15 protein-coding genes are annotated in these 17286 nt (G+C 50.6%); 6 read left to right on the top strand and 9 right to left on the bottom strand.

Annotation, left to right across the window (positions count from 1 at the left end; all coding sequences use genetic code 11):
* Positions 1-373: 373 nt before the first annotated feature.
* Positions 374-3055 (top strand): hypothetical protein, encoded by a 2682-nt coding sequence (locus tag HA050_RS08990; protein ID WP_166824855.1) that lies wholly within the window; start codon positions 374-376, stop codon positions 3053-3055.
* 9 nt (positions 3056-3064) lie between these two features.
* On the opposite strand, the gene HA050_RS08985 is transcribed toward HA050_RS08990, so the two are convergent.
* Complete coding sequence (locus HA050_RS08985) at positions 3065-3451, bottom strand: ribosomal maturation YjgA family protein (protein WP_205836369.1); 387 nt, start codon at positions 3449-3451, stop codon at positions 3065-3067.
* Positions 3452-3662: 211 nt separating this feature from the next.
* On the opposite strand from HA050_RS08985, the gene HA050_RS08980 reads away from it, so the two are divergent.
* Complete coding sequence (locus HA050_RS08980; RefSeq protein ID WP_166824852.1) at positions 3663-4199, top strand: DUF4337 domain-containing protein; 537 nt, start codon at positions 3663-3665, stop codon at positions 4197-4199.
* A 247-nt stretch (positions 4200-4446) separates the two neighbouring features.
* The gene (locus HA050_RS08975) at positions 4447-6081 is read left to right on the top strand and encodes a methyl-accepting chemotaxis protein (RefSeq protein WP_166824849.1); all 1635 of its coding nucleotides are present in this window, start codon (positions 4447-4449) and stop codon (positions 6079-6081) included.
* Positions 6082-6169: 88 nt separating this feature from the next.
* Here the strand turns inward: HA050_RS08975 and HA050_RS08970 are convergent, their stop codons facing one another.
* A complete protein-coding gene (locus HA050_RS08970) occupies positions 6170-7408 on the bottom strand; it encodes an MFS transporter (RefSeq protein ID WP_166824846.1) in 1239 nt (412 codons plus the stop codon).
* Between the two features lie 124 nt (positions 7409-7532).
* On the opposite strand from HA050_RS08970, the gene HA050_RS08965 reads away from it, so the two are divergent.
* On the top strand, positions 7533-8105 hold the full coding sequence (locus HA050_RS08965; RefSeq protein ID WP_166824843.1) for a TetR/AcrR family transcriptional regulator: 573 nt from the start codon (positions 7533-7535) through the stop codon (positions 8103-8105).
* A gap of 67 nt (positions 8106-8172) precedes the next feature.
* On the opposite strand, the gene HA050_RS08960 is transcribed toward HA050_RS08965, so the two are convergent.
* The 6 genes from HA050_RS08960 to HA050_RS08935 form a co-directional block, all read right to left on the bottom strand.
* Entirely contained in the window at positions 8173-8562 is a 390-nt protein-coding gene (locus HA050_RS08960; RefSeq protein ID WP_166824841.1) for a hypothetical protein, read from the bottom strand.
* 438 nt (positions 8563-9000) lie between these two features.
* Complete coding sequence (locus HA050_RS08955) at positions 9001-10353, bottom strand: sigma 54-interacting transcriptional regulator (protein ID WP_166824838.1); 1353 nt, start codon at positions 10351-10353, stop codon at positions 9001-9003.
* The gene (locus tag HA050_RS08950) at positions 10350-10796 is read right to left on the bottom strand and encodes a hypothetical protein (protein ID WP_166824835.1); all 447 of its coding nucleotides are present in this window, start codon (positions 10794-10796) and stop codon (positions 10350-10352) included. The genes HA050_RS08955 and HA050_RS08950 overlap by 4 nt, the downstream gene beginning before the upstream one ends.
* Positions 10793-12190 (bottom strand): sensor histidine kinase, encoded by a 1398-nt coding sequence (locus HA050_RS08945; RefSeq protein ID WP_166824832.1) that lies wholly within the window; start codon positions 12188-12190, stop codon positions 10793-10795. Before HA050_RS08945 ends, HA050_RS08950 begins: the two co-directional genes overlap by 4 nt.
* Before the next feature lie 165 nt (positions 12191-12355).
* Positions 12356-13522, bottom strand: coding sequence for an acyltransferase family protein (locus HA050_RS08940; RefSeq protein ID WP_166824829.1), 1167 nt, complete (start codon positions 13520-13522; stop codon positions 12356-12358).
* A 54-nt stretch (positions 13523-13576) separates the two neighbouring features.
* Positions 13577-13960, bottom strand: coding sequence for an NUDIX hydrolase (locus tag HA050_RS08935; protein ID WP_166824826.1), 384 nt, complete (start codon positions 13958-13960; stop codon positions 13577-13579).
* Positions 13961-14203: 243 nt separating this feature from the next.
* On the opposite strand from HA050_RS08935, the gene HA050_RS08930 reads away from it, so the two are divergent.
* Both HA050_RS08930 and HA050_RS08925 read left to right on the top strand, forming a co-directional pair.
* Positions 14204-14638 carry a hypothetical protein gene (locus HA050_RS08930; protein ID WP_205836368.1) on the top strand — a complete coding sequence of 145 codons (435 nt, stop codon included), beginning with the start codon at positions 14204-14206 and terminating at the stop codon, positions 14636-14638.
* 315 nt (positions 14639-14953) lie between these two features.
* Positions 14954-15442 (top strand): hypothetical protein, encoded by a 489-nt coding sequence (locus HA050_RS08925; protein ID WP_166824823.1) that lies wholly within the window; start codon positions 14954-14956, stop codon positions 15440-15442.
* 84 nt (positions 15443-15526) lie between these two features.
* Here the strand turns inward: HA050_RS08925 and HA050_RS08920 are convergent, their stop codons facing one another.
* Complete coding sequence (locus tag HA050_RS08920; protein ID WP_166824820.1) at positions 15527-17164, bottom strand: acid phosphatase; 1638 nt, start codon at positions 17162-17164, stop codon at positions 15527-15529.
* Positions 17165-17286: the final 122 nt, after the last annotated feature.

The raw sequence follows: 17286 nt of genomic DNA, 5'->3' as shown, positions 1-17286 counted from the left end.
CGAGTAACTCCAGGAGGTATTTCAATTAAATAAAGGAAAACGCAGGAGTGTATTGTTATAAAAGTATATGGCTGGGGTGTCTGTCAGGTAATTAATTTAGTTTTATAAAAAAATCAGCAGATGCTGAGTGCTTGATTTAATTGGCATATTTATATTTAATTAAACAGGATGCTAAAAATAAAATCCGGCGTGCCCGGATTAAAAGTGTGATTGTTAAAGCTTACAAATCAGGGTGAATTTATAGCCAGCAGATATTTAAATTGGCGGCCTGGATTTGCTTAAATGAGTACTGCATTTATGCAGTGTCAATTTCTCTTCATACCGTTTTATTACTGCCCAGGCCGGATGCTGTGGCCTGATTGGGATGAACTGCATGGATCCGCTTTATTTTTCTCACGCTAAAGCTTGTCAGCTTTTATACCTGCACCATTTGCAAACCCGCCGCGAGGCCTGGCATGCATTCAGCCAGTCGGGGATTAACTGGTTTATGTACCGGCGTGATGGGGAAGGGGTGATTCTTAATCCGCAAACGGGTTTGATCTGGCAAGAAATGACCGAGGCCGGGCCGCAGCTGGATTTACCCCGTGCTCAGGCCAAAGTGCGGCAGCTTGAATGGGCAGGGCTGGCCAACTGGCGCTTACCCACGCGAGCCGAGCTGATTGATATTGCCTATGCGCCGGGTTTCCCGCTTTGCGAAGCATATAACTGGTTTGATTGCCCGCTGTGGCTTTACGACAAAGGCTGCGTGTATCTTGATCAGCCCGATGAATTTATGGGGCCGGATGGTGCGGCCAGTATGATTGCGGTAGACGATACCCTTTGCGCAGACTGGCCTGGCAGTTATCCGCAGGGCTTGTTTGAGCTGGGCTGGACATGGTTGGGCGCGTGGACGAGCAATGCGCGTTTTCCAAAATCCAGCAAGTTTGATGCGGCGCTGACGGCGTGGAAAAAATGGCGCTCTTTAGCGTCGTCAGAAAACGATGGTTTTCATGCTGTGAACAGCAATGCCACAGACTGGCCTGCTTTATTACGTAAGCTGGATTACATCAGCACCCGCCTGCCGGACATCGACAGCAGTACTTTTTCTGACGCGGCCAAAGGCCTTTGGGAATTGTGGCCGGTGGCAGATGCCAAGCGCGCCAGAAGAATTGCTTTAAGCCATGACGGGCAGATGCGGGCACGCAACCCTGAGCTGGATATTCGTGACGCCAATGTGGCGATTGATTTTGGCACCAGCAGCACGGTGGTGGCGTTTAGAGAAGGCGCGCACGACCGCCTGCTGCGCATCGGCGAAAGTAATTTATGGGAGCAGCCGCAGGCCAGCGATTATGAAAACCCCACCGTGCTGGAAGTGATGGACTGGCAGGCGCTGATGGCGGCGTGGACCTCTGAGGTGTACCGCCCGCTGGTGGATTGGCGTGATATCCATTGTGCCCACGAGGCGCGCGATCATTTGCGCGATAACCATACCGATCCTAAGCGTATCTCCAGTATTTTCAGCCGCATGAAGCAATGGACGCAGGATGAGTTTCCAACGCGCATCAGCGATCAGATCCATCAGGAAGAGCGCATTTTGCCGCCATTTAAGCAGTATCCATCCAAGCAAGTGGAAGATGTTTATGCCGATTTCAACCCGATTGAGCTTTACGCCTGGTTTTTGGGGATGTTTATAAACTGGCGCCAGCGCGGCATTTTCCTGCGTTATTACATGACTTTTCCCGTGAGCTTTCCGCACGATATCAAGGAAAAAATCCTCAGTGCTTTTCATCATGGCTTGCAGCGCAGCCTGCCCGAAAGCCTTGTTTATGGCCCGCATATTGCACAATTCAGGGTTGAAGAACGTGGCTCAGAGCCTGCCGCCTATGCCGCATGCGCGCTTAAAGCCCTGCAGCTTTCCCCCGGCGCTGCCGGTGAAGGGCGGGCATTCGCGGTATTTGATTTTGGTGGCGGCACCACTGATTTTGATTTTGGCTATTACCGCCTGCCCGATGCGGCCGAGGCAGAGGCGGGCTGGGAAGAGGTGATCGAGCACTTTGGTGCATCAGGCGACAGAATGCTGGGCGGCGAGCAATTGCTTGAAAACTTGGCTTACATTACCTTTCGCCACAATCTGCCACAATGCCGTTTGCATAAAATTGCGTTTATCCTGCCACAAGACGCAGAAGATTTTGCCGGATCGGATATGTTTCTGGAGAAAACCCGGCCGGCACAAACCAATAGCATTGTGATGATGGGGCGTTTGCGCTCTTTTTGCGAAACCGGCAATTTGGAAGGGCTGATTGAGGGCGATATTTGTAAAATGCCGCTGTTAAACCGTGACGGGCAAAAGGTGGAAGTGGCGTTTCAGATTCCGCAAAACGAGCTGCGCGATTATCTGCGGGCACGGATAGAGCGCGGGGCCATCGCTTTTTTTGCTGCCATGCAGGCAGCGTTTAACAGCCACGGCGGTATGCCGCAGACGGTGGATGTGCTGCTGGCGGGCAATGCTTGCAGATCCCCGTGGGTGATGGAGCTGTTTGGCTTACATGGCTCGCCTATTGGCGCGATTATGGCGTTTGAGCAGCTGGAAATCTCGGTGCATCCGCCGCTCTTGGCCGATCCCGGTAACCCATGGCGGCCTACGGCCAAAACCGGCGTGGCGCTTGGGCTGCTGCGGCTTTGCCCGGGGGAAACACTGAAAGTGATTCACCGCTCGCGGCTGAAAGACGATGCACCGTTTTTATTTTCGGTAGGCAAGTTGCTGAATGGCGAGTTTGACCCATGCTTGCCAGCGCACGGTGCCTATGGCCAGTGGCACGAGGTGGGGCGGCCTATGGATGGAGTATTTAATCTGGCCTATACCCATTCCCCCCGCGCCCGTACCGATCAGCGTATGGACAGAAGTGATCCTGATTTGCGTTATAAGCGCATCGATTTTCCACAATGCAGCGAAGGGCAAAAAGTGTATTCCCGCGCCATTGCGCCTAATCTGATTGAAATTTGCCTTGCCTGTGATTTAAGCCATGGCGGGCAGCCAGAGCCAGCCAGCCATGTGCAGCAACTGGCGCTGGCCTGATGGCCTTGTTTACGATGAATGCCGGGCGGCGGTACGCCGTAAAAAAAACTGATCCGCCAGCCATGCCAATCCGCCGCCAATTAAATACATAAATAAATCATAAGGGCTGAAGGTATTGCCAATCACAATATAAAGTACGCTGCCTTTTTTTAGCCCTAATAAATCAACCAGATGTATATATTGCAGCCCTTCAACGATAAAGCCAGCGGCAATGGCCATGATTGCGCTGCGTAATGGCGGATTGCGCCATGCGCGAAAAACGGCATAGAGCAGTGCAATTACCAGAATATCCCCAAGGCTGCCGCGTATAAATCCATAGCCAAAAACACCACGGGCAATGACGATTTCCAGCAAAAAAATCAGCAGTGCAATCAGGTAATAAACAGAGCGCTTCAATATGATCGCCTTTATAAAAAGGGGTGAATAGAAAGTAGCTGTGCTAACTATGCGGCGAATCCAGTATCTATATGTCGCAATAAAGATGAATTAACTTGCGGGGCGTTTACTGCAGATTAGATTATGTCTGGCAGGGCTTGAAAAACGGGTCTGTTTCAAGTTCAATGACGCCCCGTTTGGCAGCTATGCCATGAAAATATGTGAGTAAACTATGTCAGAAGAAAAAAAAGACCCTTGGCTCAATTACCTGGCGCTGAGTACCGTTATTCTGGCGGTATGTGCAACCTTATCTACTTTTAAAGGCGGTGGTTTTTCAACCCGCAGCATTATTAGCCAGACTCAGGCATCTGATCAATGGGCATTTTTTCAGGCTAAAAGTGTGAAGGCCAATTTATATCAGTTGCAAAAAGAAAAGCTGGCGCTGGATTTGCTGGCTCTGCCTGAGCAGGCTGCGCCAGAAGTAAGGCAGCGCTATGAGCATGTACTGGCTGATTACACTGAAAAAGTAACGAAGTACGAACAAGAAAAGGCGCAAATTCAGCAAAAAGCCAAGGCCTTAGAAGAAGAGCGCAACCAGGCGCAGCGCCATTCCAAGCCATTTGGTCTGGCAGTGATTTTTTTGCAAATTGCCATTTTATTAAGCTCTGTAGCAGGTCTTTTTAAGCGTAAGGGAATTTGGTATGCGGCATGGCCAATGGGTCTGATCGGCGTATTTTATTTTGCGGATGGGTTTTTTCTGTTTATGTAAAAAACAGTGCAAAGCTCAGTGTCTGATCTTGAGAGCTTGATATCCGCTGAACAATAGGGTGCGCCTTTTACATCTGCTGCTTAATCAGCGGGGCAGCAGATGTGTTTTTATGCAAAACGCTTTCGTGTAATGCGCTGGTTGTTTACAGATATTTAATGCAGTTCGTCGAGAATATTTCTTTTGTTGACAGGTTTGGCATATGGATCCGCTATAAAGATCAGACCACCTGTTAACCGAGGATTGCAGAATGAATGCCCTTAGCATGGTTCAAAAGCTTTACATTGGCTTTGGTTTGATTGTGGGGGTGATGCTGGTTTTAACGCTGATGACCGCATTTAATTTGAATCGGCTGAATGAATCCAGCGAGGCGCGCCTGAAGAGCCAGCGGCTGATTGCTGAAAGTAACAATGTCTATGGTGATGTGGCCCGCGCCGCCGGAGCCGTGCGTCAGTATGGCTACACTGGCGAGGCCAAAGTCCTTAGCACCTATCGCGCTTCAATAAAAAGCCTGTATGAGAAATCGTTGCCCAGAATCCGTAAGGAAGCAGAAGGGGAAGCTGCACAACTGGCCCGCCTCGATAAAGTGCAATTGATGATTAATGCGTGGTTACAGGATTATGCAGACCCCTTTATTAAAAAGCGCACTGAAATTAATAATAAAAAAGCGAGCATGGATGATTTGGCGGCGCTTGCAATGACCTTGGGTAATAAAGCGAAAATTGCCCCTTTTGCCGACTTGCTCGATGAAATCACCAAAGATGCAACGGTAGCCAATGATGCTAATCAGTTGGCAAATGAATCGATACGTAAAAATACAATCTTGTCTTTATGGCTGGGTACGCTGATTGCTGTGGTGATTTCGGTGATTTCATCCGTGGCGATTGGGCGGGGCATTGCTCATCGTCTGCATCATGCGGTAAGCAGCGCAAATGCGGTGGCAGGTGGTGATTTACATCAAAAAATAGAAACTTCAGGAAGCGATGAAATCAGCGCCCTGATGCGTGCTTTGGCGGGTATGCAGGCCAAATTGGTTGAGATTATCCGCTGTATTCAGAATAACTCGCAGGATGTGGCTGCCTCTGCAGAGCAGATTGCGGCCAGCTCGGGCCAGCTGGCCCATGCTTCCAGTGAGCAAAGCCATGCTGCAACGTCGATGGCGGCGATTATTGAAGAGCTGACGGTCAGCATTAATCATGTTTCAGATCATGCCAGAGATGCTCAGGTGCTTACGCGTGAATCGGGTTCTTTATCTGATCATGGCAGCGATGTTATTCGCAGCACGGTGGCCGATATTATTGGTATTGCTGAAACAGTTCGTCTTGCTGCAGCACGGATGAACGAGCTGGGTGGCCATGCGGATAAAATTTCATCCATTGTTAATGTGATTAAAGAGATTGCTGATCAGACTAATTTATTAGCGCTGAATGCAGCCATTGAAGCGGCCCGCGCAGGGGAGCAGGGCCGTGGTTTTGCCGTGGTGGCGGATGAAGTGCGTAAATTGGCTGAGCGCACCAGCCAGTCCACAAGAGAAATTTCTGAGATGATCAGTCATATTCAGATTGGCAGTCAGGAGACATTGGGCACGATGCAGCAAAGTGTGGATAAGGTTGAAAATGGCGTAAATACGGCTAATCAGGCAGGGGAGGCGATTGTGCAAATTCGTAATTCATCTGTGCGGGTTGTGGATATGGTGAGCGATATTTCGTCCTCTTTGCAGGAACAATCTGTTGCCAGCAATAATGTGGCGGGAAATGTAGAAAAAATAGCGCTGATGTCAGAAGAAAATAACCGTGCCATTGCGGAAACCTCCAGAGCGGCTCAGCAGCTTAAGGGGCTGGCCGAATCGCTGCAAAGATCGGTGGCTTTTTTTAAATTTGCCTGATCCGGGTATCGCTGTGTGTAAGCGATAACGGATGTGAAAAATGCCACCACAGCCCTGCAGTGATGCAGGGCTGTTTGCATAGGAAAGATCAGGGCTGATTTAAAACGGGTTTTGGCAGAATGCGCGGCTCTGAGGGCAGAAGAAGTGCCGCAGCCAGGGCAGACAGACCCGCCATCAGCCATACGCCGCCCCATGAGCTGGCGGTGAGCAGGTAGGGAATCAGAAAAGGCGTGAGAAATGCAGAGGTAAAAATGGTTGTACCTGTTATGCCCAGGGCCGTACCCGAATGAGAGGCGCCTGCCATGGTGGCAATTTCTGTGTAGGCAACGCCGTGCCAGGCATGAGCAAGTACACCGCTGATACAAAGCAGAATCATGGCCCAGAGCGCAGGAGCGTGGCTGAGCAGGGCAAGCAGCAGGGCGCTTATTCCTGTAAGCAGGCCAATGACACGAATCAGTTTGTTCCGATTTCGGTGCTGATCGGTATAGTGGCCACTCCATACCCGCATTGCTGCGCCACACAGCTGAATGCTGACTAATAAGACAGAAATACTGCTCAGGCTCAGTTGTTTTTCATCGTGCAAAAAAACACCGGCAAAGGTCAGTACGGCCATTTGGGGCACCGTGAGCAGGCCGCTTGCAAGGGCCAGACGCCAGATATCAAAGCGGAGCAGAGGGGATTTATGGCTTGATTTTTGCAAGGTGGGGTGCGTGCTGGCCGGCGCTTCATGCAGGTAACGCCATGTGGCAAAAGCGCTGATAAAACAAAAGAGTGCAAGGGTCTGAAATACGGCACTAAAGCCGGACTGATTGGCCAGCCAGGGAAGCAGTGCCGCGCCCAGTGCTCCGCCTGCGGGAACAGCGGTCTGACGCAGGCTCATGGCAAAGCCTCTTTTGCCGTCGCTGAACCATGTCATGACCGCTCTGCCGGATGATGCATTCACGCTGGCTCCCAGAGCGCCAAGCAGAATCAGGCTTAAGCCCAGAGCTTGTGCCGGGATGGGGTGATCCGGGGTCAGCGTAAGCGACATCAGTGCAAGCATCAGCCCCATCGAAAGCAACCCGCTTAATAAAATCAGCCGGTCACCCAGTTTGTCGGTGAGTAAACCCCATAAGATTTCAGAAAGCCCCACACCCAGTGCCATGCAGGACAAAACAAAGCCAAGCTCAATAGTAGAAAAGCCGTATTCAGCCCTGATTAAAATCCCCAGCACCGGAATACCGGCAAAGGTGGCGGCAAAGCTGGCTTGAGCGCCTGCTCCTGTGGCGAGTACCAGCCAGCGATGATTGGGCCCCAATGCGGGTTTGTTTGCAAAATGGTGGTTCATTGTTTGCTCCTGATCGATGTGCAAAAATAGTTTACATACTAGTAGGTACAGAAACAAGCGATGTTTGTGGTGTGTTAAAAATGGGTTATTTGCTTTTGTACCTACTGATTTGTACAATCAAGCCATGGATGCAAAAGAAAACTTAATTACAAGTGCCCAGGCGCTGCTTTGGGAGCGGGGCTATGTGGGCATGAGCCCCAAAGCGATTCAGCAAAGGGCAGGCGCGGGCCAGGGCAGTATGTACCACCATTTCAGCGGCAAAGCGGCGCTGGCATTGGCGGCGATTCAGCGCAGCGCGGCTGAAATGCAGGCTCAGATTGATGCAGAGCTGAATTTTCAAGGCACAGCACTGGCCCAGATCACGGCTTTTTTGCAAAGAGAGCGGGATGTATTACGGGGATGCAGAATGGGGCGGCTGGCCCAGGACCCGGAGATTATTGCACTTGAAGAGCTGCGCCAGCCAGTGGATGAGATCTTTTCCGGCTTGCAGCAGCGTCTTATCGATGTGCTGGACAGTGGGCAGGCTAATCATGAGTTTTTGTATGTATTTGAAACCGCAGATCTTGCGGCAATGATCGTTTCAGTACTGCAAGGCGCGTATGTAGTGGCCAGAGCCGAAAATAGCGAGGTGCCCTTTAAGCGGGCAATGAGCGGATTACTGTTTACGCTGGGTACTCTGACTAAGCCGGCCATTTAAGGTGTTGAATTAAAAACGAAAAAACCACGAGCCGGTCGTGGTTTTTTTATTGCACAAACTGTTGTGCTTAAGAAATGCGTACGCTGGCCGGGGCAGAAGCGTCTGTTGCATCGGCAACAATGCTGGCCGGCACTGAAGCATCATTGGCATCGGCGCGCAGGCTTGCAGGGGTTGAGGCATCGCTTGCTTCAGCAATAATGCTGGCCGGCACTGAAGCATCATTAGCATCGGCGCGCAGGCTTGCTGGGGTGGATGCGTCTGCTGCATCAGCAATAATGCTGGTTGATACGGAAGCATCGTTAGCATCTGCACGCAGGCTTGCTGGCGTGGAAGCATCGGATGCATCATTTGCATCTGCACGCAGGCCGGCAGGAGCAGAAGCATCTGTAGAGCTTGCCCATGCTGCAGTAGCGGCGCAAGCGGCAAACAGGGTAGCGATCAGTAGATTCTTTTTCATGGGTGTTTCCTTGTGTGGTAAATGGAGGAACGATTACTCGTCCGATGTACTACATATAGCAAACACCATGCCATATAAAAAATCTCTTTATATTCAATTAGTTATGTTTTTTCGCCAAAGACTGAGGGGGGGTATGTATGTCGCCATTTCACGACAGCATAAAGAGTTGTTTTCTTAAGTGATTGATTTGTATGGGAAATTGTTGTTGCTAAAGCCCGACGCACAGACAGCGATGCTTCAGCGTCGGGTGAAATAGGCCTTGGGCGGGGTTTTGCGAAGATTCAGGCGGGGCAGGCATCATGCTTGCTGTGAGCCAATAAGCATCTGTACAACTTTTTGCAATTCATTCAGTGGTACACCTCCCGCTTTTTAAAGTGGGAGGGCATATCAGCTTGTGCAAATATTTATGGCCCTGAGTGCTGCTGCAGATGGCCGTGCTTATGAGCTGATATCTGCTTTAAAAGCCGCAGGGGCTAAATCGTGTTTTTGAAGCAGGCGGTAAAACTCTGTGCGGTTGCGATCGGCAAGGCGGGCCGCGTCGCTGACATTGCCGCCGGTAAGGCGCAGCAGGCGCTCGAGGTAATCCCGTTCGAAAATGCGTTTGGCTTCGGCCAGCGGCAGGATATCGGCTGATTCGCTGGCCATGGCTTTTTGTACCTGGGCCAGGGTGATAATCGGGCCGGTGGCCAGCACGCAGCATTGCTCAACTAAATTAGAAAGCTGCCGGATATTGCCCGGCCAGCTGGCCGTGCTTAAAAAGCTGAGCGCGTCGGCGGCAAAGTGGCAGTCGGTTTTGGCATAGCGCACCACCACTTGTTCTAAAAAATGCCTTGCCAGCAGGGGGATATCTTCCCGCCGCCCGGTCAGTGATGGCAGCGCCAAAGACACCACATTCAGGCGGTAAAACAAATCTTCCCGAAAAGTGCCATCCAGCAGCAGCGATTGTAAATCCCGGTGGGTGGCGGATAAAACGCGCACATTCACCGGCACGGCACGGCCCGCGCCAACCGGGCGCACTTCACGCTCCTGCAGAACACGCAGTAATTTTACTTGCAGCGGCTGCGGCATATCGCCAATTTCATCCAGAAAAATCGTTCCGCCATCGGCTTCTAAAAACAAGCCATTTTGTTTTTGGCTTGCGCCGGTGAAAGCGCCTTTTTCATGGCCAAATAGCTCGCTTTCCAGCAGGTTTTCCGGGATTGCACCGCAATTCACGGCAATAAAAGGGCGCCTGGCGCGCAGGCTGGCGCGATGGATGGCCTGGGCCAGTACTTCTTTGCCTGTGCCGCTTTCACCCCGGATCAGCACGCTGGCATCAGTCACCGCCACCAGCCGTGCTTCGGCCAGCAGCTCGTCCATCACCGGGCTGCAGCTGATAAAACCGGCCCGCCACGCGTCGGCCTCTGCATGGTCCTGGCTGGGCGGGCTGGCTAATACCAGGGCCTGGCTGACTTTATCCAGCAGTGCTTTACCATCAAAGGGTTTAATTAAGTAGGCAAACATGCCGTGGCTGATCGCATCGATCGCATCCGGCACGGTGCCATGGGCGGTCAGCATAATCACGGGCAGGGCGGGGTAGCGGCGGCGCACTTCTTCAAACAGCGCCATGCCATCCATGCCGGGCAGCTTCCAGTCGCAGAGCAGCAGATCTGCCCGCTGCACGGCAAGTGCATTAAGCGCCGCTTCGGCGCTGGCGGCGGCTTCTACTTCATAGCCTGCGGCAATCAGGCGTATGGAAACCAGACGTAAGAGATCGGGATCATCATCAACCAGCAAAATTTTATTGCTCATGGTTTTTTATTCCTTTCCAGCATGTCTTTTTCCATTTCTTTTAAGGCATCCAGCTTGGCCGCCAGATCATTCGCACGTTTTTGCTGCTCTTTGGTGGCCGCTGTTTGCTTATCAAGCAGGCTGCTCAGTCTTTTGCGCTCGGCCAGCTGGCTGGCCATCAGCTGGGCAAAGCTCTGGCTCACAGGATCTGTGATCTGAATGGCATCCAGCTGAGTTTGGATGCGGTTCAGATCAGCATGATTACTCATAAGCTGCTGAGCCAGTGCCTGCAGTTTATCGGCGGGCATGGCGCTGGCCGGTGCAGATGCAATTTCAGGCTTGCACGCAACAGCGGATGCAGTCACAGGCGGCGCGCTGACAGGGCCGGTGGTGGTGCAGGCGCCAAGCGCCATGCAGCCCAAAAAAATGCTGATGGGAATACATAAAGGAATTGCGTCTTTCATGGTTGACCTTGTAGCTGCCAGTGAAGGCGAAAACATGCGCCTTGCTGGCTGGGGATGAGTTCTACATCACCGTGCATGAGCTGGGCAAAACTTCTGGCCATGGTCAGCCCAATGCCGGAGCCTGCAGATTCGCCCTCGGGGGCGGGGCCGCAGTGAAATGGTTCAAAAATGGATTCTGTCTCTTCGCTTGCAACGCCGGGGCCCTGGTCCTGGATTTCTACCCAGCTTTGCTGGCCGGTTTGTCCGTAAGAGATGGCAATTTCGCCCTCAGGAGGGCTAAAGCGAATAGCATTCAGCAGCAAATTATCCAGGATAATCCCCAGCTTGGCATGATCTGCGCTTGTCTGAATGGCCGCGCCGGATTGCCGGATACGCAGGGATTTTTTGGTCAGTAAAATGCGCCATTGCTGCAGGCGCTGAGCTAAAAATTGTTCAATCACCAGGGGCGTGATTTCCAGCCCGGCAGACAGCCAGCGCCCTGCATCATGCGCCAAAAGCGCGTCCACACGCTGCCTTAAGGTATGCACATTGCTTTGTACCATGGCGCTGATTTCTTTTTGCTGCTGGTTTAAATTGCCCAGCACTTCTTCTTGCAACAGGGATGACGCCTCGTGAATCACGGCCAGCGGGGTTTTTAGCTCGTGAGAAACATGGCGAAAAAACTGTGCTTTCTGGGCTTCCAGTGCCACCAGCCGTAAATCAAGCTCGGCCAGCGACTTGGCTAAACCCTGCAAATCGGCAGGGCCGGCAAGGCGCCAGCTTTGCCCGCGCTGCCCCTGAGCCAGCCGGGTAATCTTGCGTTTGAGTTGCCCTATCGGCCAGCTGAACATCACCGCCATTAAAATAGCCAGGCTCAGGGCTGCAACGGGCGACAGAATGGCCAGCTGATCCACCTGCTTTTGTTTCTGGCTGACTTCTGCCAGCCATTGCTGGCGTTGCTGGGCCAGCTGTTGCTCAATGAGCTGATCCTGATTTTTAAGCTGCTCATTCAACAGGCTGAATAAGGCATTCACCTGTGCTTTCTTAAGTCGCCGCTTAGGATCTGCCTTCTGCAGCAGTTGTAAAACACTCTGGCTGCTGTGGCGAAGAAGCGGGTGGGTACTAAATGTTTGTTGAGCGGCTTCCAGACGGGCTTTGGCACTGAGGGCGGCGTTTAGAAAAGTGGCTTCAGGCAAAATTAATAATTGCCTGCTGGCCCGCTCCAGATGCAGCGCTTGCTCCTGAGATTGTTGCGAAGCATTAGACCAGTCACTGGCCTGATCCTGCTGTTGTTGCGCCTTAATGGTCAGCCCCGCCAGGCCATAGCGAAGCTGCACCAGCGCTGCCGAAGGAGTGAGTGCCACTAAAGCAAAGCCAATAATCAGGAGGGTACGAAAGGAAAAGTAGCGCAGCATGGTGGCCGGATGTGGGGCGTTTGTTTATATAAGGGATGAATCCTGCGGGCTAAGCGCAGCTAAATCAAAGTAATAAGTTGGTGAAAAATGATTGAACCCGCCTTAAAAGGGGGCTTTCAATATTTTGCTGGTGGTTTTTTTGGGGCTAAGTGGTTTAATCCAGAGCTATATGGTGCTTTGTACCGTTTTTTGCCCCAACAGATTGATTTGTCGTAATCGCTTTTGGGCAGGCATTTCAAAATATCGGAAGCTAATAAAACTAATCAGCAGCAGCAGAGCAAAGAATAACAGCATCAGCCATGGGGAGTAATAAATAGCCTGATCGAATGAGAAATAAGCCAGCAGGATTGAAAATAAAATTTGCAGCGGAAAATGCAGCAAATAAGATGAATACGAAATATCACCTAAAAAAGCGATACGTCTGGCGAATGGGCCATGCCGCGTTTCAATCAGTGCCAGCGATAAAATACTGAGCGGAAAAAGTACCACAACCGGCCATGACCAGATCAGCTCCAGCATTCTGTGTGCTAAGGGGTAATTAAAAATAGTGAGCGAATTAAAATCGGTTTTTTGATGCAGGGCGGCGATGCAAAGGAGCCATGCACAAAACGTGATCACCAGTACGAATTGCCTCAGTGCTGCAGCGTGTTTTGATTTAAGCACGGCCTGGTAAGCGATAAACACAAGGCCGCCCAGAAAAAACGAGCCAATACCCCGGCCTGTGGGCAAATAATAATCCTGGATCAGCTGAAAGCCGGTAATGGATATTGCCGCTAAAATAACGGCCCGGACAGGCAAGAGGCGGCAGCAGCTGAAGAATACAATATACAAAAGAACTTCTACAGAAACAGACCATATCGGGGCATTAAATGAGTAGCCCTGCTCAAATCCCCATGAAGATGTAAACAAAAGATTAAGCAAAAAATGTTTGGCATCATTACAGGGATAAACAAAGTAATTCCCCCGTGTGTGGCTGACCCACAGCTGGCCAATTGCCACAATCAGCAAGCTGGCAAAATGCAGCGGATAAAGTCTGGAAAATCTCAACAGGGCAAACTGGCCAGATGTGATGCTCCGGCAGGCAATTTTTTTGGAATACAGCCAGTAAAAAATAAAGCCGGAAAGACAAAAAAACAAATCTACGGCCAGCCATCCCTTGGTATATAGAAGCGATAAGCCATCAGAAAAAGGCAGCCGATCCGGATTAAACTGACCTGCTGTGGTGCCTGTGTAAAAAAAATGCTGCCAGTGCCAGAACACCACGCAGAGTGCGGCGATGCCCCTGAGGGCATCAAGCGAATAGAATCGTTCTGGCAGATGGGCTTGTGTCATCGTTTGCGGCCTTTGCATCAGCTCAAGTTGCATGGCGGTTTACGGTGGGTGTGACTACGCAGGTACGCCGCCGATAAAATCACGGCAAAGTACCTGTACCGCGGGGGCAAACTGGTTGAGGTTTTGCAAAGGCAGCCATGCCACTTCGCTGATCTCGCTCATGGCGCGTGGCTGGCCTTGCCATTTTGCACGATAGCAAATCAGCTCAACATCGCCTGCCTGCCCGTAGGCTGGCGCAATCACGGTATACAGATAGCGGGCATCCTGTATGGCAATGCCTAATTCCTCAGCTAATTCCCGGCCAAGGGCCTGATCGGGGGATTCTCCCTGCTCAATCTTGCCCCCTGGCAGATACCAGTGCTGATTCTGGCGAACTTTAACCAGCAGCAGCTTCTGGTCTTGCACATCAACCAGACATGCACATTGCAGTGGCTGCATAACCTGTCCTTTTTATCTGTGATCTGATTTGCATCTTACATTATGCCTTCGTGGTGATGGTGTTTTGATATGGGAAATGGTCAGTAAGCTGAGGGGAAGTCTGTTTATGACCTTGGTTTATGCTTTCGGCATTTTATGGACAGTTCGTTACAGATCGCTACCAAACCCACATCGAATTATCAACATAAGGGGTAGATACTGGATTTACACGCTCACTACCGGGCGATTTTAGGAAGCTATATCATGAACAAACTGCTGACAACGCTTGCTGCTACTGTATTTGTTGCGACTACCGCTTTGGGTATGGCAGCAGAAACAGCCTCTGCCCCTGTAAAGGCAGAAACCCACTCCGCTAAGGCGAGTGCTCCTGCAAGCAAGCATGTAACCAAAAAAACACCCGCTAAAAAGCACACTGCAGCTTCAGCTGCATCCGCAGTGCAAAAAGCTCAGGCTAAGAAGCACGCAGCATCAGCTGCATCCGCAGTGCAAAAAGCCCAGGCTAAGAAGCACGCAGCATCAGCCGCATCCGCAGTGCAAAAAGCCCAGGCTAAGAAGCATGCAGCATCAGCCGCATCCGCAGTGCAAAAAGCACAGGCTAAGAAGCATGCAGCATCAGCTGCATCTGCAGTACAAAAAGCCCCTGCGAAAAAACATGCTTCAGCGGCATCTGCAGTATAAGGTTTGATTGCTTTGCTGCTAAGTGTTTGAAGTATTTGCAATTAAATGCAATTTAATTGGCTAATGCCCCACCCGGAATAAACGGGTGGGGCATTTTTATTTTTACGGGCGTTTAATTTAATAAATTTAATATTGTGTTTTGATGGGTTTTCCGAATACATGATTGTGAAATGCTGTGGTCATTAAAATAAAATACAGGCAAAATAGATTAATGTATGGTCTTTTAAAACTATTTTGATCCTTGGATGCTTCATGAGAAAAATGAATTACTTACTCGCACTGCTGGCGATTGTTCTGATGTCTGGCTGTGCTTCGGTGAAAATGCAAAATACAAAGTTAGTTAATACGGTAAAGCCTGATTTTGCGCTGGTTACTTTTGTCCGCCCCGCTGTGTTTTTTGGTGACGGGCTTGATATTGATGTGTGGGATGGAGAACATTTTGTCGGGTCTCTTGGTGCTGGAAAGTTAATTCAGCATGAAGTTGAGCCTGGCGAGCATTTATTTTTAGCAAATTCAGAAAACTGGTCTTATGTATCGGGTAATTTAATAGCGGGTAAACACTATTTTATTAAAGCAAATCTATTCCCTGGCGTACTTTATGGGCGAGTTGCACTTGGAGTGGCACAAAATACTGACCCGCGAATTCAGGAGTGGCAAAAAAAATTAAAGCCTACTCATGCTTCAGACAAAGATAAGCTTGATATGGAAGCAAAAAAGCGTAAAGAAATTGATGCTGCACTTCAGGAATTTAAAACAGGAAATATCAGCACTTTTGCGAAGCTGCAGGCAGAAAATGCTTTGTAATCTGGTCAGTGTGGCTATCGTTTGATTTTGATAAGCAGTGCATAAAAAGAGGCTCCGGGTGGAGCCTCTTTTATTTTGCGGTATTTATAAATCCAGTGCGGAGGTTAAATCGCCCGGAGGCTGCGCGCCGCGAGCCTTAAAAGCGGCGTTACGCAATTGAATGCCTTCTAATTCGGGCAAATTATGCACTTTACTGATAAAGCGGATGATGGAAGTGGTGTCATAGAGGGTGTGATCCACCGTGCCTTTTTTGGCAAAAGGCGAAACAATGATGGCGGGGATGCGGGAGCCTGGCCCCCAGCGATCGCCTTCAGGCGGAGCAACGTGATCCCACCAGCCGCCGTTTTCATCATGGGTAATGATCACCACCATGTTTTTCCACTGTGGCCCGCTCATTAAGTGTTGCAGCACATTGGCCGTGTGCTGATCGCCCGATTGCACATCGGAATAGCCCGCATGCATATTTAAATTACCCTGTGGCTTATAAAAAGCCACTTGCGGCAGTGTGCCTGCCACGGCTGCGGCGATAAAGTGGTTGGAAATCGGGCTGTCGCCCATGCCTGCATCTAATAAATGCGTTTTGCGTGCTTGGGTGCCTGGTGCAAATTGCTTGAAGTAATTAAACGGCTGATGGTGATATTGGAAATTAGGTGCATCTGCGCCGCCTTTACCATCCAGCGTTGCCTGCCATGCGCCGCCATACCATGCCCAGCTAACTTTTTTAGCTGAAAGTAAATCGCCGATGGTGTTGTAATCTTGCGGTGGCAGTGTGCCTGGGTCTGCCGGATCGGCCAGAAGCGGATCACCGCCAGGCGCAGGGGGCACATAGCTGGGCTGATAAGGCGGGGCCATGGTATTTACGGCGTAGCCATCAGGTGTAATAGCGCCGCTATTGATAAATTTGGGCTTGCCATCCATGGCAGATGCGGGGGATTTGGGGCTGATCGCCAGTTGAAAGCCCTGTGGCCCATCGCTTAATACGGCAATTTTTTCTTTGGCTGGGCTCTGTGCTGCATTGAAGAATTCCGGGGTGCGGCCAGAAATCAAAAACTGATGGTTCAGGTAGGAGCCACCAAATGCCGCCATAAAAAAGTTATCGCATAGTGTGTATTGACGGGCGATTTGCCATAGATTCAGGTTTTTGGCCCCTTCGCTGTAATGCCCCATGACCAGCGCCCCTGAATCGCCCCAAGCGACAAACTGATCATTCTTGCCTCCGTTGATTTGCATCTGGTTGTGATAAAACAAATGGCACAGATCGCGGGTAATCACCGATTCCGGCAGCAGTGCACCGGCCTCGTCTTTGAGTGCAAATGGTGCATTAGGCAGGCCGCTGATTTGCTGCTCATCTATAAAATAACGCTTGCCTGCCACCATCTGCCCGCGTTGCACCAGCCCACCCCAAATTTTAGGCAGGGTCGTTAACGGCTTGCCATCCCTGTCCAGCTGGGGCGCGTATTGTGCGCTGGCTAAAGGTGCGGCCACGCCGGGGAAATTACCGTAAAGATTATTAAAACTGCGGTTTTCTAAATAAATCACTACGATATTTTTTACTTTATCTTTTAAATGTTGCTTGCCTGCCAGGCTGGTTTTTTGAGCGGGAGGCGATTTGGCATCGCTCATCGCAGGCAGGGTATATGCAGCACCCATTGCGGCCAGCCCGCCCAATAAGCGGCGGCGGCTTGGGTCATTGGGTGCGGATGATTTTGGTTTCTTGCTCATGATGTTGTCCTGAAAAAGGCCGTGTGCGGTTGTTGTGCCTTTATTTCATCATAAGAAGCGGTAGGGCTTAAAGAGATAAGTTCATAAAATTGTAATTTTACAGAAATATAAATGAAATATTG

It is taken from the genome of Iodobacter violaceini (assembly GCF_011601265.1).
Lineage (GTDB): Bacteria > Pseudomonadota > Gammaproteobacteria > Burkholderiales > Chitinibacteraceae > Iodobacter > Iodobacter violaceini.
Note: the sequence above shows the minus strand (reverse complement) of the source record. Positions and strands in the feature narration are given on the sequence as shown.